Origin of the sequence: Nonomuraea sp. SYSU D8015, from assembly GCF_008065375.1 — a bacterium.
In the GTDB taxonomy this organism is placed as follows: Bacteria; Actinomycetota; Actinomycetes; order Streptosporangiales; family Streptosporangiaceae; genus Nonomuraea.
In genome coordinates, this window is record NZ_VJYI01000010.1 from 243,191 (window position 1) to 267,400 (window position 24,210).

The following is a 24,210-nucleotide window of genomic DNA, read 5'->3' on the forward strand; positions in this document are numbered from 1 at the left end:
TGGGGAACCTCCTACTTCGCGCCGAGGTCGGCGATGTCGACCGTCCAGACCGGGTGGTACTCGAGCCCGGTCACCGACCCCGCCGTCACGATGTTCTGGCTCGGCTGGATCAGCGGGACGAACGGCCCGGAGGCGTTGAGCTTGGTCTGGACGTCGGCGTAGGCGGCCTTGCGGGCGTCGTCGCCGATCGCCGCCGCGGCCTTCTCGCCGGCGGCCTCGATGTCCTCGGCCGCCCCGGCCTTCCACCCGGCGCGCAGCCCCACCAGCTTCCCGGGCAGGAACGCCAGGTAGTCGCTCGGGTCGGGGTAGTCGGGCCCCCAGTACCAGAGCCCCATCTCCTCCTTGCCGTTGCGGTAGTTGTCCAGCGCCGTCGTGACCGGCGCCGGCTGGAGGTCCACCGTGATGCCGACCTCCTTGAGGTTCGCCTGGATCCGCTCGGCCAGCGGCTGGAACGACAGCCCGTTCACGGTCAGCTCACTCGGGTACTCCAGCTTCACCGTGGGATTCGACAGCCCGCTGGCGGCCAGTGCCGCCTTGGCGCCCTCGACATCCCGCTTGGCGCCCTGCTCGGGCGGCAGCGCGCCGAGGATCTGCGACGGGATGACGCCCGGCGCCTGCGTCGAGCCCTCCCCGGCCAGCTCCAGCAGCCCCGCGTAGTCCACGCCCTTGCGCACGGCCTCGACGAACTTGGCGTTCGGCGTGGTCTTGCTGATCGATGAGTCCTGGTTGGCCAGCAGGAAGATGACGTTCGCCGAGGCGGTCTTCTTGACCTGCAGGGTCGCGGGCATGCCGGCGACCTGGTCACCGGACAGGTTGAGCGCCACCTGGCTGTCGCCGCGCTGCACGTTCAGCTTCTGCGTGGCGGCCTCGACGTTGCGCAGCACGACCTTGTCGTAGGCGGGCTTCGTGCCGTAGTACTTGGGGTTGGCCTTGAGCGTGACCTGGCTGCTCACGTTGAACGACTCGATCGTGTACGGCCCCGACCCGGCGGAGGTGGAGTTCAGCCACTGCTCGGCCTTGTCCTGCGGGTTCGTGGTGGCGCCGTGCTGCTGGGCGAGCTTGCTGTTGATGATGCCGAGCGCCGGGTTCGGCAGGATGTACGGCAGCGCCGGGTTCGCCGCCTTCGACGTCAGCGTGATCGTCGTGTCGTCCGTCTTGGCCACCTCGACGCCGTCCAGGAGGAACGACGGGGTGCCCTTCATGTCGCGCACCCGGGTCAGGGAGAACACCACGTCGTCCGCGGTCACCGGTGAGCCGTCGGCGAACGTCGCGCCCTTCTTCAGCTTGAGGGTCAGCGTCTTGCCGTCCTCGCTCAGCTCGTACGACTCCGCGAGCGCCGGTACCGGCTTGGTCACGTCGGCCCCGTCGAAGGTGAGCAGCGTCTCGTAGACGGCCTTGCCGACGATCAGCCCGGTCGGCTCGTACGTGCGGCCGGGGTCGGCCGTCTTGAGGTCGAAGGACGTGTCGATGACGAGGGTCTTGCCTGCGCCGCCCGAGGCCGCGGGGGACTGGGACGAGCCGCCGCTTCCACAGGCGGCGAGGGTGAGCGCACCGGCGAGCAGCACAGCCGCCGTCTGCGAGCGGGTCGCCATGGTCAGTCCTCCAGGATTTGGACGTTCAGCAGAAAGATGTCGAGGATTGTGCGGCAGAACGTCCAGGCACCGTGCGGCCGGCGAGACGTATATAAAGGGCGATGAGGTAATGATGAGTGATATTTCCAGAAATGGTGTCGGCGGCAGCGGTCAGCCTGGACGGATCGGCATCGGTCTCGAACTGGACGACATCCACATGAAGATCCTCGAGGTCCTGCGCGAGAACGGCAGGATCTCGGTCGCCGCGCTGGCCGAGCGGGTGGGCATCTCCCGGGCGAACGCCTACACCCGCTTCGAGGCCCTGCGGGCGGACGGCGCGATCAAGGGGTTCACCGCCGAGATCGACCACATGCGGGCCGGACTCGGCATCACCGCGCTGATCTTCGTGACCGTGCGCCAGCAGATGTGGAAGCAGTTCAGGGCCGAGCTGGCCAGGATGCCGGAGGTGGAATACTGCGCGATCACCACCGGCCAGCACGACGCGATGATCCAGGTGCGGGTGGCGGACGTGGCCGCGGTGCACACCATGGTCACCGACCGGCTGGCCAACATCCCGGCCGTCAAGGCCACCGAGACGGTGTTCATCCTCGATGAGGTGCTCAAGCGGCCGTACGTGCTTCCCGGCGACGGCCGGCAGGCGTCCCGCCAGGCGCGGCGGCCGGCCCAGGAGACGCAGGGCGACGTGCCGCTCGGCAAGATGCGCTTCGTCGGCGCGGCCGAGGGCCGGGCCGCGCTGAAGAAGGACGGCTGATCGTGCCGTCTAATCCGGGACCTCGGCGCACACGCTCACATGCGGTGTGTCGTCACCGTCGAACGTGAACTCCTCCACCAGGCGCAGCAGCCCGTCCTTCCCGGTCTCGACGCGGCTGCTGCTCCGCCCGCCCGCCGTCCCGCCGGTCTTGAGCGCGTGCACGTACGAGATCGCGACCCGGTCGCCGTCGCGGGTGCCGACGAAGCGCCCGTGGGTCACGGTGTCGCCCGCGTAGCTGCCCCACACCACCCCGTCGGCCTCCCAGTACAGGAACTCGGTGGGGCTGTCGTGGTTCACCGCGCTCGCCGTCGAGCTCACCATCACGAATTTGCGGCCGTTGAGATTCACGCTGCCATGGTCCACATTTTTCACGAACGTCACCGCGCGGCTGGACGAATGGTCAGAACGGCCGGTCACCGCCACCAATCCGTCCAACCGTCAGCCCTTTACGGCGGTCGTCCCGCTCATGATCGTGAGTCTTGAACGAGCGTAGAGAGGGCTCCAGGGGCGGAGGCCAAGGGAAATCCCCTGGCCGTCCCCGGTCGTTCCGGGCCGTTCCGGGCCGGGCCGTCCCAGGCCGTCCCGGGCCGTCCCCGGCCGTCCACGGACGCGCCGGACGCGCCGGACGCGCCGGACGGCGGGTGGCCGGATCATGTGAGGGCCCCCGCGGGGAGAAGGGCGCAACCGGAGATCCCATGGTCGTTCGCGGAGGGACGGCCAGGTGCCCCGGCTGTTACGGGCGGGCCTGCCGCGGGCCCTCGTGGAGCAGCTGCCACGACAGCGGCGCCGGCATTCGCCGGCCGGTGCCGGGCCCGGCGGTCCACCCGGGGTGGTCGCGCGCGTAGCCATGTGACGGCCGCCCCGGGGCGTGGCCATGGGTGTCGGCCGCCCGGGTCGCGTGTCTTGCCGGAGCTTTACCTTTCCGGGCCTGACGCCATCATTGCACAGTGTGATAGTAATGTTACGCTGCGTATCCGATACTTTCGGGAGATCTCGATGGTGGCGTACACGCTCTCGATCCTGGCGGCGGTGGGCGTGGTGATGCTCACCGCGCTGGTGTTCAGGCTCGTCAAGCGGGCCGACGAAGACCGCGATCCGGGAGGGCCGTCCGCCTCCCACACCGGGGCGATGTTGTCGGCGCTGTTCCTGCTGGTGTTCGCCATCGCGATCATCGTGCCCTGGACGAAGGCCGACGCCGCCCGGCAGAACACCCACGTCGAGAGCCAGGCCGCCGTCGACGCCTACTGGGCGGCCGAGGGCCTGCCGGGAGACGCGGCCCGGCAGGTGCGCGCGGCGCTGCGTGACTACGTCACGTTCGTCGTCAGGGACGAGTGGCCGCTCATGGCCCAGGGACGCATGGACCCGGTCGGGGCCGCCCGGATGGACGCGCTCCGCGGCCGGGTCACCGACCTCGAGGTCAGCGGCGAGGACGCGGAGGAGAGCAAGTCCGAGGTGCTGGAGCACCTCGCCGCGATCTCCACCGCCCGCGCCCAGCGCACCGCCGACGCCGCCGCGACGCCGCCCGAGGGGCTGCTCTTCCTCACGATCTTCACGGGCGTGGTGGTCGTCGTCTTCCCGTTCCTGGCGGGCGCCCGGCCGCGTGGGCTGACCATTCTGCCGATGGTGGCGATGGCGGGGCTGCTCGGCTTCGGCGTCTACCTGACGTGGGACATCTCCCGCGCCTTCGACGGGCCGCTGGCGGTCGGACCGGAAGCCTTCCAAGGGGCGCTGCAGGAGTTCACGCGCGTCGGCGGGGGAATGTGAGCATGGGCGCCGGACGCGCACGTCAGAGCACACCGGCCGAGGCCGGGCGCATGCGGTGGGCAGTGCGTGCCGTGGCCGGGCGGATGCGGCGGAAGCCGCCTGCACGAGCCGGGCTCGTGCAGTGGAGGACGCGTGCCGAGGCAGGGCGGGTGCCATTGCTGATCGCGGCCGGTCTGGTCGTGATCGGCGTTGCCGGGCCCGCGGCCGCCGACCCGGAGCCCTGGCCGCGCGGTGTGCCCTCGGCGTCGTCCGTCGTCCCCGAGCCCGTGGTCCGCAAGCCCGCGGTCCCTGACAAGCTGAGCGTGCGGCCGCCGGCGGCGCCGAAGAAGGTCTCCCCGGACGGGTCCGTGCCGGGGGTGCGGGTGTGGCGGTCGCCGGTCCCGGGGGTGTCGATCGCGGGGCGGCCGGGGAAGCGGCGTCCGGTCCCCAAGGTGACGGTGCCCGGGATGACGATCTTCCGTGACGCGGTGTGCGGGATCCGGGTGCAGGTGGGGAGGTGCCCGCGCGGGAAGGCACGCTTGTCGCCCTGGCCCGTGAGCCCGGTACGCGTCCCGTCCCCATCCCCGTCACCGTCGCCGACCCCCACACCGTCGCCGAAGGCGACGCCTCGGGTGCACGCCAAGGAGGTGGCGCCGCCGCCGCGCCGCAAGAACCCGCTCGCCACCGTCCTGGTCATGGTCGTCCTGGTGACGGCGATCGCCTCCACGACGGCCGTCGCCTTCGGCTCCCGCCGCTGACGGGCCGCGTCGTCCGACGGGCCGCGTCGTCCGACGGGCCGCGTCGTCCGACGGGCCGCGCCGTCTGACCGGGGCGGGGTTTATTGGCGCGCGACCGGTCCGGGGGCCGTGGCACACTGGCCGCCGGGCGATGATCGCCCCGGAAGATGCGCGACCAGGAGGCCCCGGAGCGTGGAAGGCACATCAGCCGGGGGACCGGACGCGGAGGTGTTGGCCGGTGGGGGCGTCAACCACGTCGTCAAGGTCGGCGCCACGGTGCGGCGGCCCACCGGCCCGTGGACGCCCGCCGTACACGCCGTGCTCGACCACCTGGAGGCACGCGGCTTCACCGGCGCGCCGAGGAGCCACGGGATCGACGGCGAGGGCCGGGAGGTCCTCGACTTCGTGCCGGGCGAGGTGCCCGGCCACCCGCTCCCCGAGTGGGTGCTGTCGGACGGCGCGCTGGCCGCCGTCGGCAGGCTGCTGCGGGACTTCCACGACGCCACCACCGATTTCCCGAAAAATCGGGACATGGCCTGGTACTTCCCGCCGAGGGCCCCGGCCGAGGTCGTCTGCCATGGCGACGTGGCACCGTACAACTGCGTGTTCCGCGATGGGAAGCCGGTCGCGTTCATCGACTTCGACACGGCGCATCCCGGGCCGCGGGTCTGGGACGTGGCCTACGCCGCCTACCGGTTCGTGCCGCTGACCGACCCGCGCCACCTGGCGACGTTCCCGGTGGCGGAGCAGGCCCGCAGGCTACGCCGGTTCGCCGACGCGTACGGGCTCGACACCGCCGGGCGCAGCGTGCTGACCGACACCGCGCGGGAGCGGCTCGACCACCTGGTGCGGCACATGCACGAGCAGGCAGCCGCCGGTCACGAGGGCTTCGCGAGCCACGTGACCAGGGGAGACGACCGCCTCTACCGCGTCGACATCGAGCACATCGCCCGCCACCGGGCCGCGTTCCAGTCCGCCCTGATGTCCTGACACCTGCGGCGCACCCAGGCGCCCACGCGCCCAGGCCCCCGGATCGACGCCCGCGGCGAGCCCCGCCCCGGGCTCCGCCACCCCCAGGGGGACATGCTCCTCGTACGCAGCCGCGCAGGGGTGGGAAGACCTCGGAGGCGGCGGCGGTTGCATCTGATCGTGGAGGAGAGCGAGGTCGTGGTGATCGGCGCCGGGCAGGCGGGCCTGTCCAGCGCGTACTTCCTGGACCGGTTCGGGCTCGAGCCGGTCGTGCTCGACGCCGCCCTCGGGCCCGGCGGGGCGTGGCGGCACCGCTCGCCGTCGCTGACCATGGACAAGGTGCACGGCGTGTTCGACCTGCCGGGCGTACGCCGCACGCAGGGCGTGGACGGTGGGCGGCCCGCCGCCGAGGTCGTCCCCGCCTACTACGGCGAGTACGAGCACGCGGTCGGCATGGACGTCGTGCGGCCGGTCACGGTGAGCGCGGTCCGGCACGGCGAGGGCGGCCGGCTGGTGATCGGGACGGGTGTGGGGGAGTGGGCGGCCCGCGCCGTGGTCAACGCGACCGGCACCTGGACCCGCCCGTACTGGCCCTACTACCCGGGCGCGGCCTCCTTCGAGGGCCGGCAGCTGCACTACGCCGATTATCGGGGGCCGGCGGAGTTCGCGGGGCGGCGTGTGGTCGTGGTCGGCGGCGGGGCCTCCGCGATGCACGTGCTGTCCGAGATCGCCGGGGTCGCGGCCGCGACGGCGTGGGTGACGCGGCGTCCGCCCGTCTTCCGCGACGACGACTTCGGCGAGGACGCCAGGCGCGAGGCCGTCGCCAGGGTGGAGGAACGCGTGCGCGCCGGCCTCCCGCCGGGGAGCGTCGTCGGCGTCACCGGGCTCGGCTACACCCCTGTCGTCACGGCCGCCCTGGAGAAGGGCGCGCTGGACCGGCTCCCGATGTTCGAGCGCATCACCGCGGACGGCGTGAGCTGGGCCGGCGGGCGTCATCTGGCCGCCGACACGATCATCTGGGCCACCGGCTTCCGCTCCGCGCTCGACCACCTCGCCCCGCTGCGGCTGAGGGAGCCGGGCGGCGGCATCAAGGTGGACGGCACTCAGGTGGTCAAGGAGCCCGCGCTCCAGCTCGTCGGGTACGGCCCGTCCGCGAGCACGATCGGCGCCAACCGCGCGGGGCGCGAGGCCGCCCGCAACGTGCGCGCCTACCTCGCCGCCCACCCGGCCCGCCCCGCCGCTTGAACCGTTCCTCCTATGGCGCATAGTGAAAATACCGATTGCCGCAGGGGACGCGGTCACTCCTGCGGAAGGGGTCGACACGAGATGTGACCTCCGTTAGCTTTCCTGACAGAAGGATCTTTATCCGGTCAGGAGGTCCCCGCATGGATGTTCCCGGCTACACCGAGATCCGGGAACTCGGCCACGGCGGGACGGGCAGGGTGATGCTCGCCGTACGCGACTCCGACGGCCTCGCGGTCGCGATCAAGCACTTATCCGGATCGCTGCGCCAGGACGAGGAGTTCGTCGAGAGGTTCAGAGCCGAGGCCCTGCTCATCCAGGAGATCGACAGCCCGCACACCGCCCGCCTGCTCGACTACGTCGAATCGCCCGGCGACGCCGTCATCGTGATGGAGCTCGTGGACGGCATCACGCTGCGGCGGCTGCTGGAGCACGAGGGCAGGACGGGCGCCGAGGCCGCGCTCGTGCTGCTGAAGGGGGCGCTGCTGGGGCTCGCCGAGGCCCACCGGCGCGGCGTGGTGCACCGCGACTTCAAGCCGGAGAACGTGCTGGTCACCCAGGACGGTGAGAGCAAGCTCGTCGACTTCGGCGTGGCCGCCCGCTTCGGGGAGAAGGCCGCGCTCGTCGGCACGCCGTCGTACATGGCGCCGGAGCAGTGGGACGACGCCCCGGCCGGCCCGGCCACCGACGTGTACGCCGCGACGGTGGTGTTCTTCGAGTGCCTGACCGGCCACCGGCCCTTCCACGGGGAGAACATCGCCGCGCTGGCGTACCAGCACCAGAACGCCGCGCCGCCGCTGGAGGACGTCGAGGAGCCGCTGCGGCCGCTCGTCGCGCACGGCCTGGCCAAGGACCCCGGCGCGCGGCCCGAGTCGGCCGAGGCGTTCCTGGCCGAGCTGGAGGGCGTGGCGCTGGCCGCGTACGGGGACGGATGGGAGCAACGCGGACGGACCGGGCTGGGCATCCTGACCGTGCCGCTCGCCGCGATGCTGCCGAGGGTCCAGGAGGCCGCGAGCGGCAACGCCACCACGAGCATGTTCCAGAGCACGCTCTCGCCGGTCGGCAAGTTCGCGGTCACCGGCGGGCTGGTGCTGGCGACCGCGGCGGCGGTCGTGTCGGCGTTCGTGATGCTGCGCGAGCCGCCCGCCCTCGAGAGCGGCACCGCGCTCCCGCCCGCCACGTCCGCGCCGCCGCGGACGGCCGGCCCCGCCTCGCCCACGTCCGGGCCGCCGACGCCCTCCGATTCCCTCACGGAGACGCCGCCGGTCACGCTGTCCGGCGACCCGACCGCGGGCCCGAGCGGGTTCCCCACGGCCCCGCCCACGAGGGGCCCGATGCCGACCACGAGCGGACCCCGCCCGGAGCCGCCCCCGGGGACGCGCGAGCCGACCGGCCGGCCCGATCCCGAGGATCCCACGCGTTCGGAGGAGCCGCGGCCCAGCACGCGCCCGCCCACCAGCGCGCCGCCCGACGACAATCCGCCGTCCAACCCCCCACCCTCTGACGACGACCCCGCGCCCCCGCCCCCGACCAGCGCCCCCGAGCCGACCGCGCCGCCTCCCGCCGAAGGTCCGGGGCCGCTGATCTCCGTCTCCGTCGGCGTGTCGCTGAACGTGCCGCTGCTCGGCGACGACGGCGACGGGCTGCTGGACGCCGACGTCGGCGTGCGCCTGGACTCCAGCCTCCTCGGAATGCTGGTGGTGCCCGGATCGGTGCTGCTCGGACGGCACATCGTGGCCCGCAGCACCCGCCGCCCGCGCGACGGCGGAAGGCGCTGAACTGCATGCCGTGGCACCCCGCGCCGAGGAGCTCGACCGGACGGCCGGCGAGCTGGAGGAGCGCAAGAGGAGGCCGAGCGGCAGATCGAGCGGATCAGGATCCCGGTCCCTTGCGGCGGGCGGCGGCGTCCCTCACTTCGGCAGCGCGGTGGCCGCGGCCTCGGCGACGGCGTGCGCCCTGTTCAGGGCGGCGGCCTGGACGTGGGGGCCGCCGGCCGGATGTTGCAGGGACACCGTGATCATGACGTTGCGGACCGTGAACATGACCTCGCCCCGCCCGACGCCGTCGCCGTCCTGGTAGGTGGCCATGGCCTTCTCACCCGGGCTCCGCAGGGCGTGGAAGGCGGCGACGGACGTGCGCTTGTCGTGGTAGAGCTCGGCGAACTCCCTGCTCGCCGCCGCGGCTCCGCTGCGGAGCCTGCTCTCCGGAAACGAGGAGACGGACACCCGCAGGGTGGTGTTCTCGGCCGCGCCGGAGGCCCACCGGCAACCCTGCGTGGGGTTGCCGTGCGGGGCGACCGCCTTCGAGGAGCGGCGTGAGGAGGGGACGACTCCGGCGGCGCGCAGGGCCGCCTCGCCGACCAGCTCGCACGGGTCCGGCGTGGGAAGGGCGTCCGCGGTTCCGGACGCCGGCGTCGCCACCTTCGGGCCCTCCACCTCGGCGCCTATGGCTGAGGCGGCCCTGGCGCCAGCCCGGAGGACGCCGTTCACGGCAGGTCTCCTCGCGAGCGGCCGAGCGTCGGCGCCCTTGACACGGGTGATCCTGTACAGGACCGCCGCGGTCACCGTGCCGCTCCTGAAGCGCAGCTCGGCTCGGCCGTCGCTGTAGCGGACGGCCGCCTCTTCGCCGAGCCCGGTGACCCTCTGCCATCCGCTCCGGCCGGACGGCCTGGCAGGGCCTTGGCCGGTCGCGAGGTCGTAGGACTTCATGGCATCGGCCAGGGTGCCCGCCTTGAGGCTCACCCGGAGCACGCCCCGCAGCCCTGACCCGGCACTGCCGGGGGTGATCGTGAAGGAGCAGCCCGTTTTCCCGCTGACCTCGGTGGCGGCGGGCGCCAGCCTCCGGAGGGTCGCGGCGTCCAGGCCGCACCGCCGAGGGAACGACCTGGCCGTGCGGGGCGGGTAGAGATCCGCGGTCGTGGGGATGGCGAGCGCCTCGGCTTCCGCGGCTGCGGGGCTGGCGCCGGGCGCCGGGCGGCTCACGTACCGGTCGATGGACATCACGAGGCCGGTGACGAGGAGGAGTGCCAGCGCGACGTCCATCGAGACGACGACGACCGGGTTGCGCACTTCCATGGAGTCCCTCCGCCGGCTCGCCCCGAAACGATCATTGGCCGCATATTTTAGGACTCATCACAGTCGTACCGCTTCCTGCTCGGCCGCCTCCACGTACTGCCGGACGATCCGCGGCGGCAGCGGCCGGCTCAGCGCGAAGGCGTAGATCGCCAGCGCGAGGACGGCGACCGCGGCCATGTCCCAGCCGAACGGCAGGACGCCGCGGCCGTCGAACGACCCGAGGTACGACAGCGCCGCCAGGCCGGCGAAGTACGGCCACATCCACACCGACCAGCGCCAGTCGAGCCACGGCCGGACCGTGGCCGGGAGCAGCGCCTGCGAGAGCGCCAGCACCACGGCCCCGACGGCGACCGCGGCCAGCAGGTGCCAGACGGTCGTCCACCCGGCCCAGAAGATGAGCAGGCTCGCCATGACGAACCCGAGCGGCGCCAGGACGCCCGCCGCCGGAAGGCGGTACGGCCGCGGGCGCCCCGGGTCGCTGCGCCGCAGGGCGGCCAGCGCGATGGGAGCCGGCGCATACATCAGCACGGCCGCCGAGGTGACGAAGCCGACGAGCTGCTTCCAGCTGGGGAACGGCAGGAAGATCAGCATGCCGATGACGAAGCCGCAGACGATGCCGCCCAGCGGGACCCCGCGGTCCGACAGCCGCCCGAACGACGGCGGCACGTAGCGGTCTCGGCCCATGGCGTAGAGCAGGCGCGCCTGGGTGCCGGTGTAGATGAGGCCGGTGCCGGCGGGTGAGACGACCGCGTCGGCGTACAGCACGAAGGCCAGCCAGCCGAGCCCGAGCGCGGTGGCGAGGCCGGCGAACGGGCCGAACTCCCCGGCGAAGCTCAGGTGGGCCCAGCCGTGGCGTAGCGCGGCCGAGTCGAGGGCCCCCAGGAACGTCACCTGGAGGAGCACGTACACGCCGACGCCGATGAGGGTGGACCCGATGACCGCGAGCGGCACGTCACGGCGGGGGTTGCGGCTCTCTCCCGCCATCTGGATGGCCGACTCGAAGCCCAGCAGCGCGAAGACCACGCCGCTCGAGGCCGTCACCGACAGGATGCCCTTGAGCCCTTCGGGGGCGAAGCCGCCGCCGGCGGTGAAGTTGCCCGGCTTGAACGCGATGAGGAGGAACACGATGATCGTCAGGATCGGCACCGCGGTCTTCCACCAGACCGTCCAGGTGTTGGTCTCGGCGAACAGCCGCACGCCCGTGGCGTTGATCGCCGAGAAGACCAGCATGAGGACGGTCGCCACGGCGTAGCCTCCGGCGCTCAGCACCGCGGTGCCGCCCGAGGTGTGCATGAGCCAGGGCATGTAGTTGGCCGCGTACTGCAGTGCCGCCTCCACCTCGATCGGCGCGAGCGCGACCGAGTAGATCCAGCTCACCCAGCCGATCGTGTAGCCGCCGAGGCCGCCGAAGGCGAAGTGCGAGAAGCGCGCGGTGCCGCCGGCGGTGGGGTAGGCGCCGCCGAGCTCGGCGTGGATGAGGGCCAGCAGGACGATCCCGGCGCCCGCCACGATCCAGGAGATCACGGACGCGGGGCCGGCGCCCTGCGCGGCGTAGAGGGCGCCGAAGAGCCAGCCGGAGCCGATGATCGACCCGAGGGAGAAGAACATCAGTGGGATGAGCCCGACCTCACGCCGGAGCCCGCCCCCGCCCGTCCGGCGGAGCTGCTGCACCATGTCGTCCTCCTTCGCCGCCAGGTGGTGATCCCGATCCGAGGGGCCGGGTCCACTGTGCGGCGGGCACGATGAGACGACGATGAGAGCGGGCTCGCGCCCGAGGAGGTCCGGAAGGTCGGCTCCCGGGGCGTCAGTTCGGCGAGGCCAAGTCCGCCGGGACGATGAGCCGCTCCCTCCGGTAGTCGACCGTCACCTGGCCGAAGTCCCGCAGGACGTCCGAGCCGAGCAGCCCCGACACGCCCCGCTGGTCCTGGCGGAGGTCGAGGGCGGCCATCCGGCCCGGGTCGAGCGCCACGGTCCCCATCTTCCACCGCTCCACCCGGATGAGCTCGACGTTCGCCCGGCCGCCGATCCCCAGGACGTCGGCGGTTTGGCCGGTGAACTCCAGGCCCAGGTCCTTGGCGAGTTGCTCGTCGATGGTGGAGATGGAGGCGCCGGTGTCGAGGAGGAACTGGTAGGGGCCCTTCCCCTTGATGTGCACGGGCACCAGGGCCAGGGCGGTGCCCTGCGCCTCGATCACCCTCAGCTTGACCGATGCGCCGTCCTCGGCCGGCGGCGGCTGCTCGCCCACCACCGTGCATCCGGCGGCGGCCGTCACGGCGGCGACGAGCGTGACGAGGAGCTTGCGCATGACGATGCCTCTCCCCAGGGTCGGAGAACTCCGCGCCTACCCGGCGGGGCCGCCGAGTAACGCCGGCTCTGCGGCGCCCGGTGGCAGGGCTTATCGGTCGGGCCAGCCGAGGGGGTAGCGCAGGTTCGCCGGCGGTTCGCCGCCTGCCTGGTTGAAGGCGTTCATGGCCGAGATGAGGGCCCGGCACTGGTCGGGCGTCATGCGGGAGACGATGGCCGCGATCTCCTCGCGGCGGCGGGCCATGACGTCGTCCACGAGGCGCAGCCCTTCGGGGGTCAGGCGCATCAAGCTCTCGCGGCGGTTGAGCGGGTTGACCTCGCGGACGATCAGTCCGCCCGCGACCAGGCGGTCGGCCATGCGCATGGCGGTCGAGCTGTTGACCCCGAGCAGGTCGGCCATGGTGACGAGCTTGGTCTCACCGTGGGCCGACAGCACGACGAGCATGCGGAACTGCGGGAGCGTCACCCGGTCCTGGACCGCGGCCAGGGAGCGGGCGGCGATGGCGACCAGCAGTCGCGATCCGGTGAGGACGGCCGAAATGACCGCGCCGAGATCCTCGGCGTTCACGTCGCCCGAAGCGCGCTCTTCCATGGTGACTGTTGTACACGTTCGCGGAGGCGCCGGTGGGCGCGGGGAACTCGAGGCGCGGCGGGGCGCCGGCACTTCGCCGTGCGGCTGCGCGAGTCGGAGGCGTCCTGACCGCGCAGCCGGGTCAGGCGGACGGCGTGGGGAAGCTCTCGGGCGTGGTCAGGCCGGTGCTCTCCAGCAGGCGCTGGTGGTTGAGCACGAAGGAGTTGCACTGTTCGGCGAAGCGCCGGACCAGGGTGTTCTGCGTGCTGCCGCGCACGGTGCCGATCAGGGCGAAGACCTTGCCGTGGGCCAGGCGCAGCCATTTGACGTAGGTCTTGTCATAGGCGGTCCCGGTCTTGCTGGAGACGTCGTTCATCCACTGCTGCTGCTCGTCGGTGGGCTTCACGGGGAGCTTGACCTGCAGCTTGGCGGCGACGTCGCGGGTCAGTTTGTCGAGGGTGTGGTGCTGTTGGGCGATCTCCCTGCTGATCTGGCGGACCTTCGCGGTGCCGGCCCGTTGCACCGCGTCCTGGGCGAGGGGCATCTCCCAGAGGCCCGCGAGCCGGACTCCGGTGATGAGCTTGCGGTCGGTCTCTGTCAGCGGTCCCCATTTGGTCTGCACGGTGCCGGTGTCGGCGTCCTGTGCGGCTTCAGGCGTGGCGTCCGCCGTGGGGGAGTCGCCGGCGTCGGGTGCGGCGTCCGGCGTGGCGTCCGCGGTGGCGTCGGGTGCGGCTTCAGGGGTGGCGTCCGCGGCGGCGCCGGCCGGTTCGGGCTCCGGCTCGGCGTCGGCGGAGCCCGCGGGGTCGGGTTCGGGCGCGGCCTCCGCGGCGGCGGCGTCGGTGGGTTCCACGTCCACGGGGGCCGGGTCGGTGCTCAGATCGGATGCGTTGGCGACGGGCGTCGGCGTATAGCCGGCGCAGGCGGTGAGCGAGCAGAGGGCGGCGATGCCGAAGATGGCGAGAGCCCGGCGGCTCTGGGGGAGTCGCATGTGCCGTCATCCCCTTCCGGTTCGTTCCTTGGCGCGGCCACGATTGGGTGGCGCCGGTCAGTAAGGGATACGCGGAGGAGGAGACATGTGTTCATGGCAGTGTGCAAGGATCGCGGGGCGCAAGGACGCCGTCAGTCCTTGGCGAGAGCCGCCAGCAGGCCGTCCTCGGTGACCTCGGGGCCGACGAGGTGATCGGTGATCGCGCCGTCCCTCAGCACCACCACGCTGTCGCAGTTCTCCACCAGCTCGGCCACGTCCGACGAGATCAGCAGGATGGCCAGCCCGGCCACGGCCAGCTCGTCCAGCAGCGCCTGCATCTCCAGCTTGGTGGTCACGTCCACACCCCTGGTCGGCTCGTCCAGCAGCAGCACCTTGGGATGCATGGCCAGCCATCGGGCCAGCAGCACCTTCTGCTGGTTGCCGCCCGAAAGCTCGCCGGCGGGCTGCCGGGGTGAGACGGCCTTGATGCCCAGCCGCTTCATGAACGTGGCCACGATGCCGTCCACCTGCGCGTCCGACACGATCCCCGCCCGCGACAGGCGGGGAAGCGCGGCCAGGGCGATGTTGTCGCGCACCGACAGCGTCGGCACGATGCCCTCGGTCTTCCTGTTCTCGGGCACCAGGCCGACGCCGGCGCGCACGGCCCTCCTGACCGACCACTTGCCGGTCACCGCGCCCGCCACCGTCACCTGCCCGGCGTCCACCGGCATCGCGCCCGCGATCGCCCGGGCGGTCTCACTGCGCCCGGCCCCGAGCAGCCCGCCCAGGCCGACCACCTCGCCGGCCCGCATCGCCAGCGACACCCCGTCCAGCACGTGGTGGCGGGTGAGGCCTTTGGCCTCGAGAACCGGCAGGTCGGCGGGCACGTCCGGCTCGCCCGCCCGCGGCGCGGGCGCCACCGGATGGAACGGCCGGCCCAGCATCAGCGAGACCAGCCGCAGCCGGTCGAGCCCGGCCAGCGGCCCCGTGTGCACCACCCGGCCGTCACGCAGCACGGTGACCCGGTCGCAGATCCCGTAGAGCTCTTCCATCCGGTGGGTGACGTAGACGACCGAGCGGCCCTCCTCCCGCAGCCGCGTCACGGCCGCGAACAGCGTCTCCATCTCGGCCTGCTCCAGCGCCGACGCGGGCTCGTCCATGATCACCACGCGGGCGTCCGCCGAGGCGGCCCTGGCCAGCGCCACGAGCTGGCGGGCGCCCTCGCCGAGCGAGCCGAGCGGGCGGCGCACGTCCACCCGCAGCCCGTACGCGGCCAGCACCTCCTCGGCGCGGGCGTGCACGGCCGCGTTGTCGATCAGCCCGAGCCGCCCCCTGGGCTCCCTGCCGAGCAGCAGGTTGCGGGCCACGCTCATGGTCGGTACGAGGTTCGTCTCCTGATGGATCGTGGCGATCCCCGCCCGCCTTGCGTCGGCCGGCCCGGCGAACCTGACCGGCTCCCCGAGGAGCCGCAGCTCGCCCGCGTCCGGCTGGTGGACGCCCGAGAGCACCTTCACCAGCGTCGACTTGCCGGCCCCGTTGCCGCCGATCAGCGCGTGCACCTCGCCGGGGCGCACGGACAGGGTGACGTGGTCGAGGGCGGTGACGCCCTGGAAGGTCTTGAGAACGCCTGCCACCTGTAGCACGGTTGCCTCCGCCTCGATCATCGGGGAGGAAGAGCCGAGAGAGGAAACATTCCAGTAACGGAATTGTCACATTCGATCAGAACTGGGCGACGTGGAGGCGCACGCCCCGGCCGCTCAGCTCGTCGAGCACGTCGCGGGGCGCGGCGTCGTCGGTGACGAGGTGGTCGATCCGGTCGGGCGGGACCGTCTGCACCATCGTGTCCACGCCGATCTTGGTGTGGTCGGCCAGCACCACGACCTCCTCGGCCGCCGCGGCCAGCGCCCGGTCGACGCCGGCGACCTGCATGTTGGGCGTCGAGAGCCCGCGCTCGGCGGACAGGCCGTTGCCCGAGATGAACGCCCTGCGCACCCGCAGCCCGGCCAGCGAGTGCTCGGCGGCGCTGCCGACCAGGGCGAGGATGGAGCCGCGCAGCGTGCCGCCGGTCAGCATCACCTCGACCCGCGGCGAGCCGGCCAGCACCTGGGCCACCAGCAGCGAGTTGGTCACCACGGCCAGCTCGGAATGCCTGGTGAGGCGGCGGGCGAACTCCTGCGTGGTGGTGCCGGGGCCGATCACGATCGCGTCGCCGTCCTCGACGAGCGCGGCGGCCAGGTCGGCGATGGCGGCCTTCTCGGCCGACTCCAGGGAGACCTTGTGGGCGTAGCCGGCCTCGCGGGACAGCTCGCCGGGCAGCGTGGCGCCGCCGTGGTGGCGGTTGAGCAGGCCCTCGGACTCGAGCGCGCGCAGGTCGCGGCGGACGGTGACCTCGGAGGAGTGGACGGCCTGGGCGAGCTCGCGCAGCGACACGGCGCCGTTGGCACGCACCAGCTCCAGGATGCGCTGCCGGCGCTCCGCGGCGAACACGGGCCTGCGCGCGTCGCTCTGCGTGTCGCTCACGGCACGATCATAGTCGAACCAGAGAAGTGGGTTCAGCTCTGACCGAACGCGAACGAATCTGATCGGGAATCTTGACCACATCGCTCCGGTGGTGCTTATTTGGGAGCAAGTCAGGGTCAAAGGCTGTTCGAACCTGATCGGCCGCGTTGCGAAAGGACCCCCCGTGCGTAAGCCCCTAGCGTTGCTCCTGGCCGTACTGATGTCGCTGTTATGGCAGACGCCGTCCCCCGCCTCCGCCGCCCCGGCGGAGCGCAACGGGCTGCGCGGCGACTACTACCTCGCCTCAGGGGCGGGGAGATTCGACTTCGCCGAGCTGAAGGCGAGCATCATCGATCCCAACCTGGAGCTGACCGACCTCAACCCGGTGTTCAGGCTGCTGACCGGCAGGGAGGACGACGTCACCGTCCGGTGGACCGGGCAGATCCAGGCGAAGTACTCCGAGACCTACACGTTCTCCATGATCGGCGACAACGGCTTCCGCCTCTGGATCGACGGCAGGCCGATCATCGACCACTGGGTGGACGACTGGGACCGCGAGCAGGTCGGCACCCCGATCACCCTCGAGGCGGGCCGCGAGTACGACGTCAAGGTCGAGTACTTCGAGCACTTCGGCGGCGCCCACCTGCGGCTGCGCTGGCAGAGCCCGAGCCAGCCGAAGGCCGTCGTGCCCATGGAGGCGTTCACGCCGCCCGCGGGCTTCGAGCCGCACGGGCCGGCCGACGCCCGGCTGAACCAGGCCGGTGACGTGGCGACGCTGACGTTCGCCGAGCCGCTCAACCCGCTCCCGGCGGACGCCGCCGGCAAGCTCGCCCTCACGGTCGGCGGCGCCCGGTGGCCCGTGGCCGCCGCGACCCTGAAGACCCCGCAGACGGTCGAGCTCAAGCTCAAGCACCCGGTCCCGGCCAAGGCCGGCAACACCGTCCGCGCCGCCTACGACGGCTCCGGCGGCATCACGCACACCGACGGGAGCGCGCTGGCCGCCTACCCGTACGCGTACGTGGTCAACGCCTCGGCCTACGTGCTGCGCAGCACGTTCGCCGACGACATGGACCCGGCCAACCCGCTGCCCGAGTACCCGCGCCCGCAGCTCGTCAGGGACCGCTGGCGCAGCCTCAACGGCACCTGGCAGTTCGCCCCGGCCAAGGCGGGCGAGGCCGCGCCGGTCGGCCGCGACCTGCCCGAGCGCATCGTCGTGCCGTACCCGGTCGAGTCGCAGCTGTCCGGCATCGGCCGGCACGAGGAGCGCATGTGGTACCGCCGTACGTTCGAGGTGCCGCTCACCTGGCGGTCCCAGCGGACGCTGCTGCACCTGGACGCGGTCGACTGGGAGGCCGTGATCTACGTCAACGGCAAGCAGGTCGGCACGCACAAGGGCGGCTACGACCGCATCACCGTGGACGTCACCGACGCGCTCAAGCCCACCGGCAGGCAGGAGCTCATCGTCGGCGTCGCCGACCCCACCGACAACGGCGCGCAGCCCATCGGCAAGCAGCGGCTCGACCCGAGCGGCATCTGGTACACCTCCGTGTCCGGCATCTGGCAGACGGTCTGGATGGAGCCCGTGCCCAGGGAGCGGATCGACCGCGTCGACACCGAGCCCGACGTGCGGGGCCAGGCCCTGTACGTGACCGTCCACGGCTCGCCCGGCCTGACCACCGTCGTCGCCAAAGACGGCCACCGCGTGGTCGGCATGGTCACCGGACAGGTCGGCAAGGAGCTCAGGCTCCCGGTGCGCAACCCCAAGCTGTGGTCGCCCGACAATCCGTTCCTCTACGACCTGACCGTCCTGCGCGGGCTGGACCGGGTCGAGTCGTACTTCGGGATGCGCTCCGTCTCGGTCGCCGCCAACCGGATCCTGCTCAACGGCAAGCCCGTCTTCCAGCTCGGCCCCCTCGACCAGGGCTTCTGGCCGGACGGCATCTACACCCCGCCGACCGACGAGGCCCTGCGCTACGACCTGGAGCAGACCAAGGCGCTCGGCTTCAACACCGTGCGCAAGCACGTCAAGGTCGAATCCGACCGCTGGTACCACCACGCCGACAAGCTCGGCCTGCTCGTCTGGCAGGACATGCCGTCGGCCTTCCGCACCACCGACCGGCCGCAGTTCGAGGCCGAGCTGCGCGAGATGGTCGACCAGCACCGCAGCAGCCCGTCGATCGTCATGTGGGTGCCGTTCAACGAGGGCTGGGGCCAGTACGACCAGGCCCGCATCGCCGACCTCGTCAAGAGCTGGGACCCCTCGCGCCTGGTGAACAACATGAGCGGGATCAACTGCTGCGGCGCCGTGGACGGCGGCAACGGCGACGTCAAGGACTTCCACATCTACCCGGGGCCCGGCAACCCCGGCAAGCCCACCGGCACCCGCGCCAACGTGATCGGCGAGTACGGCGGCCTCGGCCTGCCCGTCGTCGGCCACACCTGGTCGGGCGGCGGCTGGGGCTACGCGGTCGAGCCCGACCCCGAGGCGCTGACCACCCGGTACGTCGCGATGATCGACCAGCTGAAGCGGCTGCACGCCTGCGACCAGCTCAGCGCGGCCATCTACACCCAGACCACCGACGTGGAGACCGAGCTCAACGGCCTGCTCACGTACGACCGGGCGATCACGAAGCCGGAAGTGAAGCGCGTCCGCGACGCGAACACCTCCCTCACCTCCGCCATCAACCCGACCTGCTCCTGAATGCCGCGCGCCCGGGCCCCTGCGGCCCGGGCGCGCACCTGGTAGGAAAGGAACCGCCATGACCCCCCAGATCCGGACGGCCGCATTGGCGCTGGCCGTCCTCCTGACCGCCGCGGCCTGCGCCAAGGCGGAGGAGCCGCAGAGCGCGCCCGCGGCCACGAGCACCGCCGGTCAGCAGGTCGTCCAGAGCCCGTCGGGCAGCGCCGGGCCGACGTGCACGCTCCAGCAGTTCGGCGGCGCGAAGTTCGACCTCAAGACCGCCACGGTCGGCTTCTCCCAGTCGGAGAAGGAGGCCAACCCGTTCCGCATCGCGGAGACCAAGTCCATCAAGGACGAGGCCGCCAAGCTCGGCATCGCCAACCTCAAGGTCACCAACGCGCAGTCGCAGTTCTCCAAGCAGATCACCGACGTCCAGCAGCTCATCGCCCAAGGCGCGCAGCTGCTCGTCATCGCCCCGCTCAACTCCGACGGCTGGGAGCCGGTCCTGCAGCAGGCGGCCGCCAAGAAGATCCCGATCATCACGGTCGACCGGAAGATCAACGCCAAGGCGTGCAGCGACTACCTGACGTTCATCGGCTCCGACTTCTACGAGCAGGGCAAGCGCGCCGCCGACCGGATGATCGAGGCCCTCGGCGGCAAGGGCAAGGTCGCCATCCTGCTCGGCGCGCCCGGCAACAACGTCACCACCGAGCGCACGAACGGCTTCAAGGACCGCGTCAAGGAGAAGGCGCCGGGCATCACGATCTCGTTCGAGCAGACCGGTGAGTTCGCCCGCGAGAAGGGACAGCAGGTCACCGAGCAGCTCATCCAGTCCAACCCCGACATCAACGGCATCTACGCCGAGAACGACGAGATGGCGCTCGGCGCGGTCACCGCGTTGAAGGGCGCAGGCAAGGAGCCGGGCGACATCAAGATCGTGTCCGTGGACGGGACCCGCAGCGCCGTGCAGGGCATCGTGGACGGCTGGCTGCACGCGGTCATCGAGTCCAACCCGCGCTTCGGGCCGCTCGCCTTCGAGACCGCCCAGAAGTTCCTGGACGGACAGCCCATCCCGGACAAGGTGATCATCTCCGACCGCGACTACGACACGAGCAACGCCAAGGACTCCCTCGGTGAGGCGTACTGACGTGGAGCCGATGCTGGAGGCCCGGGGGATCAGCAAGCGCTTCCCCGGCGTACTCGCCCTCGACGGCGTGTCCCTCGCTCTGCGCCCGGGCGAGGTGCACGCCCTCGTGGGGGAGAACGGCGCCGGCAAATCCACGCTGATCAAGGTCTTCACCGGGGTGTACCGGCCGGACGGCGGCGAGCTGCGCTACCGGGGCGCCCCCGCCGCCTTCGCCACGCCCATGGACGCGCAGCGCGCCGGCATCTCCACCATCTACCAGGAGGTCAACCTCGTCCCGATGATGAGCGTGGCCCGCAACCTGCTGCTCGGGCGCGAGCCGCGCGGACGCCTCGGCGTGATCGACACGGCCGCGATGTACGAGGAGGCCTCGCGCGTGCTGGCGGGGTACGGCGTGGCGGCCGACGTCCGGCGGCCGCTGCGCACGCTCGGCGTGGGCGCCCAGCAGATGGTCGCCCTGGCGCGGGCCGTGTCCGTGGAGGCCCGGGTGGTCGTCATGGACGAGCCGACGTCGTCGCTGGAGCCGCGCGAGGTCGAGACGCTGTTCGGGGTGATCAGGCGGCTGCGGGACGCGGGGATCGCCGTCCTGTACGTCAGCCACCGGCTGGACGAGCTGTACCAGGTGTGCGACCAGGTGACCGTTCTCCGTGACGGCCGCCTGGCCCACACGGGCCGGCTCGCCGAGCTCGACCGGCTCCGGCTCATCTCGCTCATGCTCGGCCGCGACCTGTCCGACGTCCGCACCCGCGGCCTCACCCGCTTCTCCCGCATCCGCCACCGCCCCACGGACGGCGCGGCGGCGGCTGCGCGGGTCGGCGCACAGGGGCTCGGCATCCACCGGGGTGATGCACCGGAGGCGAACACCCCCACCCCGAGCGGCGGCGCCTCCTCCCGCGGCGGCACATTGGGGGCCGTGGACGGCGGTGGCGAGCGGGATGACGCCGTCTCCGCGGTCGCACCGGCTCGCGTCGCCCTGGGCGGCGAGCCGGGTGAGGGCGCCGCGGGTGTGTCCGATGGCACGGTGGTCGCGCCGGGCGGCGGCGCTGCGGCGGCCCGTCCCCGCGGCGGCGTCAGCACCGAGGCGGGCGTCGCGGTCGCATCACCTGGTGGCGAGGCGGGCGGCGGTGCCGGGGCCGGTGAGCATGGTGCCGGTCCCCTCGGGGGGGCTTCAACAGACGCCTCCACGACCGGGGCCGTCGAGGCTGGGGGTGGGGCGGCGGAGCACGGCGCCGTCGAGGGCCGGGCGCCCGTTGTCCAGGCGCGAGGGCTCACCCGGCGGCACGTGCTCAGTGCCGTGGACGTGGACATCCGGCCCGGCGAGGTGGTCGGGCTGGGCGGGCTGCTGGGGGCGGGGCGTACCGAGACGGCCAAGGCCATCGTCGGCGCGTTGCCGCTGGACGGCGGGCAGGTGCTGGTGGCCGGGGCGCCCCTCCCCAAGGGCTCCACCGCGGCGGCGATCAGGGCGGGGGTCAGCCTGCTGCCCGAGGACCGCAAGGCCGAGGGCATCATCCCGGCCCTGTCCGTACGCGAGAACATCGCCCTCGCCGCCCTCCCGTCCCTCGGCAGGGCAGGCGTCGTGTCGGACACGAAGATCGACCGGGTGGTGGAGATCTTCATGCGGAGGCTGAGGATCAAGGCCGCGTCCCCGCACCAGCCGGTGTCCGAGCTGTCCGGCGGCAACCAGCAGAAGGTGCTGCTGGCCCGCTGGCTGGCCGTGCGCCCCAGGGCGCTGCTGCTGGACGAGCCCACCCGAGGCATCGACGTCGGCGCCAAGGCGGAGGTGCAGGCGCTGATCGACGAGTTGGCGGAGGAGGGCCTGGGCGTGCTGCTGATCTCCTCCGACCTGGAGGAGCTCGTCGAGGGCGCCGACAGGATCCTGGTGCTGCGCGAGGGCGCGGTCGTCGGGGAGCTGTCGGGCGACGAGGTGACCGAGGAGAGGATCATGGCGACGATCGCGGAGCAGTCCGATGGCTGAGCTGACCGCACGGACCCAGGCCCGCGTCGCGGTGCTCAAACCGCGCGTGTTCGCCTGGGTGCAGGACTACGGCGTATACGCGGCCGTGCTGGTGCTGCTGCTGTTCAACGTGCTGTTCACGCCGCACTTCCTGGACGCGGCCAACTTCCGCACCCAGCTCGTCCAGGTCACCCCCATCGTGATCGTCGCGCTCGGGATGGCGCTGGTGATCGGCACCCAGGGCATCGACCTGTCGGTCGGCTCGGTGATGGCGCTGGCCGCCGCCCTAGTGGTGATGTACCTGGGATACGGCTGGCTGCCCGCGCTGATCGTGGCCGTGCTCGGCGGGGCGGTCGTCGGCGCGGCGGGCGGGGCGCTGGTCGCGTACGTCGGGGTGCAGCCCATCGTGGCCACCCTGGCGCTGCTGGTCGGCGTGCGCGGGCTGGCGAACGTGCTGGTGCCCCAGCTCGTCGAGTTCCGCAACCCCGACCTGATCGCGCTGGGCAGCAGTTCGGTGGCCGGGATCCCGGTGATCGTGCTCATCGCTGCGGCGCTGACGGTGATCGTGCTGTTCGTGGTGCGGCGGACCACGTTCGGACGGCAGGTGGTGGCGATCGGCGGCAACCGGACGGCCAGTGAGCTGTCCGGCCTGCCGGTCAAACGCGTGCTCCTGACCGTCTACGTGATCTCCGGCCTGCTGGCGGCGCTGGCCGGGGTGCTGGCCACGGCCCGCCTGCAGGCCAGCGACCCGACCTCGCTCGGCCTGTTCATCGAGCTGTCGGCGATCACCGCCGTCGTGGTCGGCGGCACCCCGCTGACCGGCGGCCGCATCCGGGTCCTCAGCACGGTCATGGGGGCGCTGCTCATGCAGTTGCTCTCGGCCACGCTGATCAAGCACAACCTGCCGCAGTCGTGGACCCAGATGGTCCAGGCGGTCATCATCCTGGCCGCCGTCTACGCCACCAGGGAGCGCCGATGAACCGCGAACAGGTGAGCCGGGTGCTCCAGCAGCACGGCGCGCTCATGGTGCTGGGCGTGCTGGTGATCGTCGGCAGCCTGGCGTTCGACTCCTTCGCCACGCCGGGGAACGCGGCCAGCGTCGTGGTGTCCTCGTCGTTCCTGGCGATCATCGCGATCGGGATGACGTTCGTCATCATCAGCGGCGGGATCGACCTGTCGGTGGGGTCGCTGTTCGTGCTGGGCGGCGTGCTGGCGGCCTACGGCTCCCAGTACGGCCTCGCCGTGGCGCTGCTGCTGCCGCTGGCGGTGTGCGGGGCGGTCGGCCTGCTCCAGGGGCTGGTGATCGCCAGGACGGGGATGGCGCCGTTCATCGTCACCCTGGCCGGCCTGCTCGGCGTCCGGGGGCTGATGCTGGCGATCTCGGACGAGGGCGCGACCACGTACCTCGTGAAGGACCCCGCCTTCGCCGTGCTGGGCCAGGGCGCGGTGTTCGGCCTGTCCTACCCCGTGTACGTCACCGCCGCCCTGGCGGTGGCCGCGATGGTGCTGCTGCAACGGACCGGTTTCGGCCAGAACGTCTACGCCGTCGGCGGGAACGAGCAGGCCGCCGCCCTCATGGGCGTGCCGGTCGCCCGGACGAAGGTGTACGTGTACGTCATGTCCGGGCTGCTGGCCGGGCTGGCTGGGGCCCTGAACGCGGCCCGCCTGTCATCCGGCGTGACGATCCTGGGCATCGGGCTCGAACTGGACGCCATCGCCGCCGTGGTGATCGGCGGCACCCTGCTGACCGGGGGAGCGGGCGGGATCACCGGCACGGTCGCCGGGGTGCTGCTGCTCGGCGTCATCCAGAGCCTCATCAACCAGGTGGGCAGCCTGACGTCGGCGTTCCAGCAAGTCGTGAGCGGGGTGTTCCTGGCGCTCGTCGTGGTGGCGCAGCGGCTGCTGAGCAAGGCGCAACGGCTGACCTGACGCGCGATGTGTCCTCCCGGAGGGCACATCGATCATGAAACATGAAAGCGATTT

Annotated in this window: 21 protein-coding genes; 11 read left to right on the forward strand and 10 right to left on the reverse strand. The window is 72.1% G+C overall.

Annotation, left to right across the window (positions count from 1 at the left end; genetic code table 11):
- Window positions 1–11: 11 nt before the first annotated feature.
- A complete protein-coding gene (locus ID574_RS35420; protein WP_188193351.1) occupies window positions 12–1,592 on the reverse strand; it encodes an ABC transporter substrate-binding protein in 1,581 nt (526 codons plus the stop codon).
- A gap of 25 nt (window positions 1,593–1,617) precedes the next feature.
- Complete coding sequence (locus tag ID574_RS35425) at window positions 1,618–1,788, reverse strand: hypothetical protein (RefSeq protein WP_188193547.1); 171 nt, start codon at window positions 1,786–1,788, stop codon at window positions 1,618–1,620.
- On the opposite strand from ID574_RS35425, the gene ID574_RS35430 reads away from it, so the two are divergent.
- A complete protein-coding gene (locus ID574_RS35430; RefSeq protein ID WP_223167392.1) occupies window positions 1,789–2,343 on the forward strand; it encodes an Lrp/AsnC family transcriptional regulator in 555 nt (184 codons plus the stop codon). It abuts the gene before it with no gap.
- Between the two features lie 9 nt (window positions 2,344–2,352).
- Here the strand turns inward: ID574_RS35430 and ID574_RS35435 are convergent, their stop codons facing one another.
- Window positions 2,353–2,691: an avidin-fold protein gene (locus tag ID574_RS35435; RefSeq protein ID WP_223167393.1), complete on the reverse strand. Its 339-nt coding sequence runs from the start codon at window positions 2,689–2,691 to the stop codon at window positions 2,353–2,355.
- Window positions 2,692–3,339: 648 nt separating this feature from the next.
- Here ID574_RS35435 and ID574_RS35440 point away from each other — a divergent pair.
- The 5 genes from ID574_RS35440 to ID574_RS35460 all read left to right on the forward strand — a co-directional run bounded on the left by ID574_RS35440 (window position 3,340) and on the right by ID574_RS35460 (window position 8,812).
- Window positions 3,340–4,107 carry a bestrophin-like domain gene (locus ID574_RS35440; RefSeq protein WP_188193353.1) on the forward strand — a complete coding sequence of 256 codons (768 nt, stop codon included), beginning with the start codon at window positions 3,340–3,342 and terminating at the stop codon, window positions 4,105–4,107.
- A gap of 149 nt (window positions 4,108–4,256) precedes the next feature.
- Entirely contained in the window at window positions 4,257–4,844 is a 588-nt protein-coding gene (locus ID574_RS35445; protein ID WP_188193354.1) for a hypothetical protein, read from the forward strand.
- A 171-nt stretch (window positions 4,845–5,015) separates the two neighbouring features.
- Window positions 5,016–5,813 (forward strand): phosphotransferase enzyme family protein, encoded by a 798-nt coding sequence (locus ID574_RS35450; protein WP_188193355.1) that lies wholly within the window; start codon window positions 5,016–5,018, stop codon window positions 5,811–5,813.
- A gap of 147 nt (window positions 5,814–5,960) precedes the next feature.
- Window positions 5,961–7,037 (forward strand): NAD(P)-binding domain-containing protein, encoded by a 1,077-nt coding sequence (locus ID574_RS35455; RefSeq protein WP_223167394.1) that lies wholly within the window; start codon window positions 5,961–5,963, stop codon window positions 7,035–7,037.
- Window positions 7,038–7,177: 140 nt separating this feature from the next.
- Window positions 7,178–8,812: a serine/threonine-protein kinase gene (locus tag ID574_RS35460; protein WP_188193357.1), complete on the forward strand. Its 1,635-nt coding sequence runs from the start codon at window positions 7,178–7,180 to the stop codon at window positions 8,810–8,812.
- A gap of 132 nt (window positions 8,813–8,944) precedes the next feature.
- Here ID574_RS35460 and ID574_RS35465 read toward each other — a convergent pair whose 3' ends face one another.
- The 7 genes from ID574_RS35465 to ID574_RS35495 form a co-directional block, all read right to left on the reverse strand.
- The gene (locus ID574_RS35465) at window positions 8,945–10,108 is read right to left on the reverse strand and encodes a hypothetical protein (protein ID WP_188193358.1); all 1,164 of its coding nucleotides are present in this window, start codon (window positions 10,106–10,108) and stop codon (window positions 8,945–8,947) included.
- 57 nt (window positions 10,109–10,165) lie between these two features.
- Window positions 10,166–11,782: an APC family permease gene (locus tag ID574_RS35470; protein ID WP_188193359.1), complete on the reverse strand. Its 1,617-nt coding sequence runs from the start codon at window positions 11,780–11,782 to the stop codon at window positions 10,166–10,168.
- 130 nt (window positions 11,783–11,912) lie between these two features.
- The gene (locus ID574_RS35475; protein ID WP_188193360.1) at window positions 11,913–12,413 is read right to left on the reverse strand and encodes a retropepsin-like aspartic protease; all 501 of its coding nucleotides are present in this window, start codon (window positions 12,411–12,413) and stop codon (window positions 11,913–11,915) included.
- A 90-nt stretch (window positions 12,414–12,503) separates the two neighbouring features.
- Window positions 12,504–13,004, reverse strand: coding sequence for a MarR family winged helix-turn-helix transcriptional regulator (locus ID574_RS35480; protein WP_188193361.1), 501 nt, complete (start codon window positions 13,002–13,004; stop codon window positions 12,504–12,506).
- A 121-nt stretch (window positions 13,005–13,125) separates the two neighbouring features.
- Window positions 13,126–13,971, reverse strand: a complete 846-nt coding sequence (locus ID574_RS35485; protein WP_188193362.1) for a DUF4142 domain-containing protein — start codon at window positions 13,969–13,971, stop codon at window positions 13,126–13,128.
- A gap of 131 nt (window positions 13,972–14,102) precedes the next feature.
- On the reverse strand, window positions 14,103–15,584 hold the full coding sequence (locus ID574_RS35490) for a sugar ABC transporter ATP-binding protein (RefSeq protein WP_223167395.1): 1,482 nt from the start codon (window positions 15,582–15,584) through the stop codon (window positions 14,103–14,105).
- Between the two features lie 85 nt (window positions 15,585–15,669).
- Window positions 15,670–16,470, reverse strand: a complete 801-nt coding sequence (locus ID574_RS35495) for a DeoR/GlpR family DNA-binding transcription regulator (RefSeq protein WP_223167396.1) — start codon at window positions 16,468–16,470, stop codon at window positions 15,670–15,672.
- A gap of 163 nt (window positions 16,471–16,633) precedes the next feature.
- Between ID574_RS35495 and ID574_RS35500 the strand changes: the two genes are divergently transcribed.
- The 5 genes from ID574_RS35500 to ID574_RS35525 are packed head-to-tail and all read left to right on the forward strand — an operon-like array spanning window position 16,634 to window position 24,156.
- Window positions 16,634–19,150 carry a PA14 domain-containing protein gene (locus ID574_RS35500; RefSeq protein WP_223167397.1) on the forward strand — a complete coding sequence of 839 codons (2,517 nt, stop codon included), beginning with the start codon at window positions 16,634–16,636 and terminating at the stop codon, window positions 19,148–19,150.
- 58 nt (window positions 19,151–19,208) lie between these two features.
- Window positions 19,209–20,276 (forward strand): ABC transporter substrate-binding protein, encoded by a 1,068-nt coding sequence (locus ID574_RS35505; RefSeq protein ID WP_188193364.1) that lies wholly within the window; start codon window positions 19,209–19,211, stop codon window positions 20,274–20,276.
- Window positions 20,263–22,248: a sugar ABC transporter ATP-binding protein gene (locus ID574_RS60415; RefSeq protein ID WP_223167398.1), complete on the forward strand. Its 1,986-nt coding sequence runs from the start codon at window positions 20,263–20,265 to the stop codon at window positions 22,246–22,248. The genes ID574_RS35505 and ID574_RS60415 overlap by 14 nt, the downstream gene beginning before the upstream one ends.
- Window positions 22,241–23,206, forward strand: coding sequence for an ABC transporter permease (locus ID574_RS35520; protein WP_188193365.1), 966 nt, complete (start codon window positions 22,241–22,243; stop codon window positions 23,204–23,206). Before ID574_RS60415 ends, ID574_RS35520 begins: the two co-directional genes overlap by 8 nt.
- The gene (locus ID574_RS35525; RefSeq protein ID WP_188193366.1) at window positions 23,203–24,156 is read left to right on the forward strand and encodes an ABC transporter permease; all 954 of its coding nucleotides are present in this window, start codon (window positions 23,203–23,205) and stop codon (window positions 24,154–24,156) included. The genes ID574_RS35520 and ID574_RS35525 overlap by 4 nt, the downstream gene beginning before the upstream one ends.
- Window positions 24,157–24,210 lie beyond the last annotated feature (54 nt).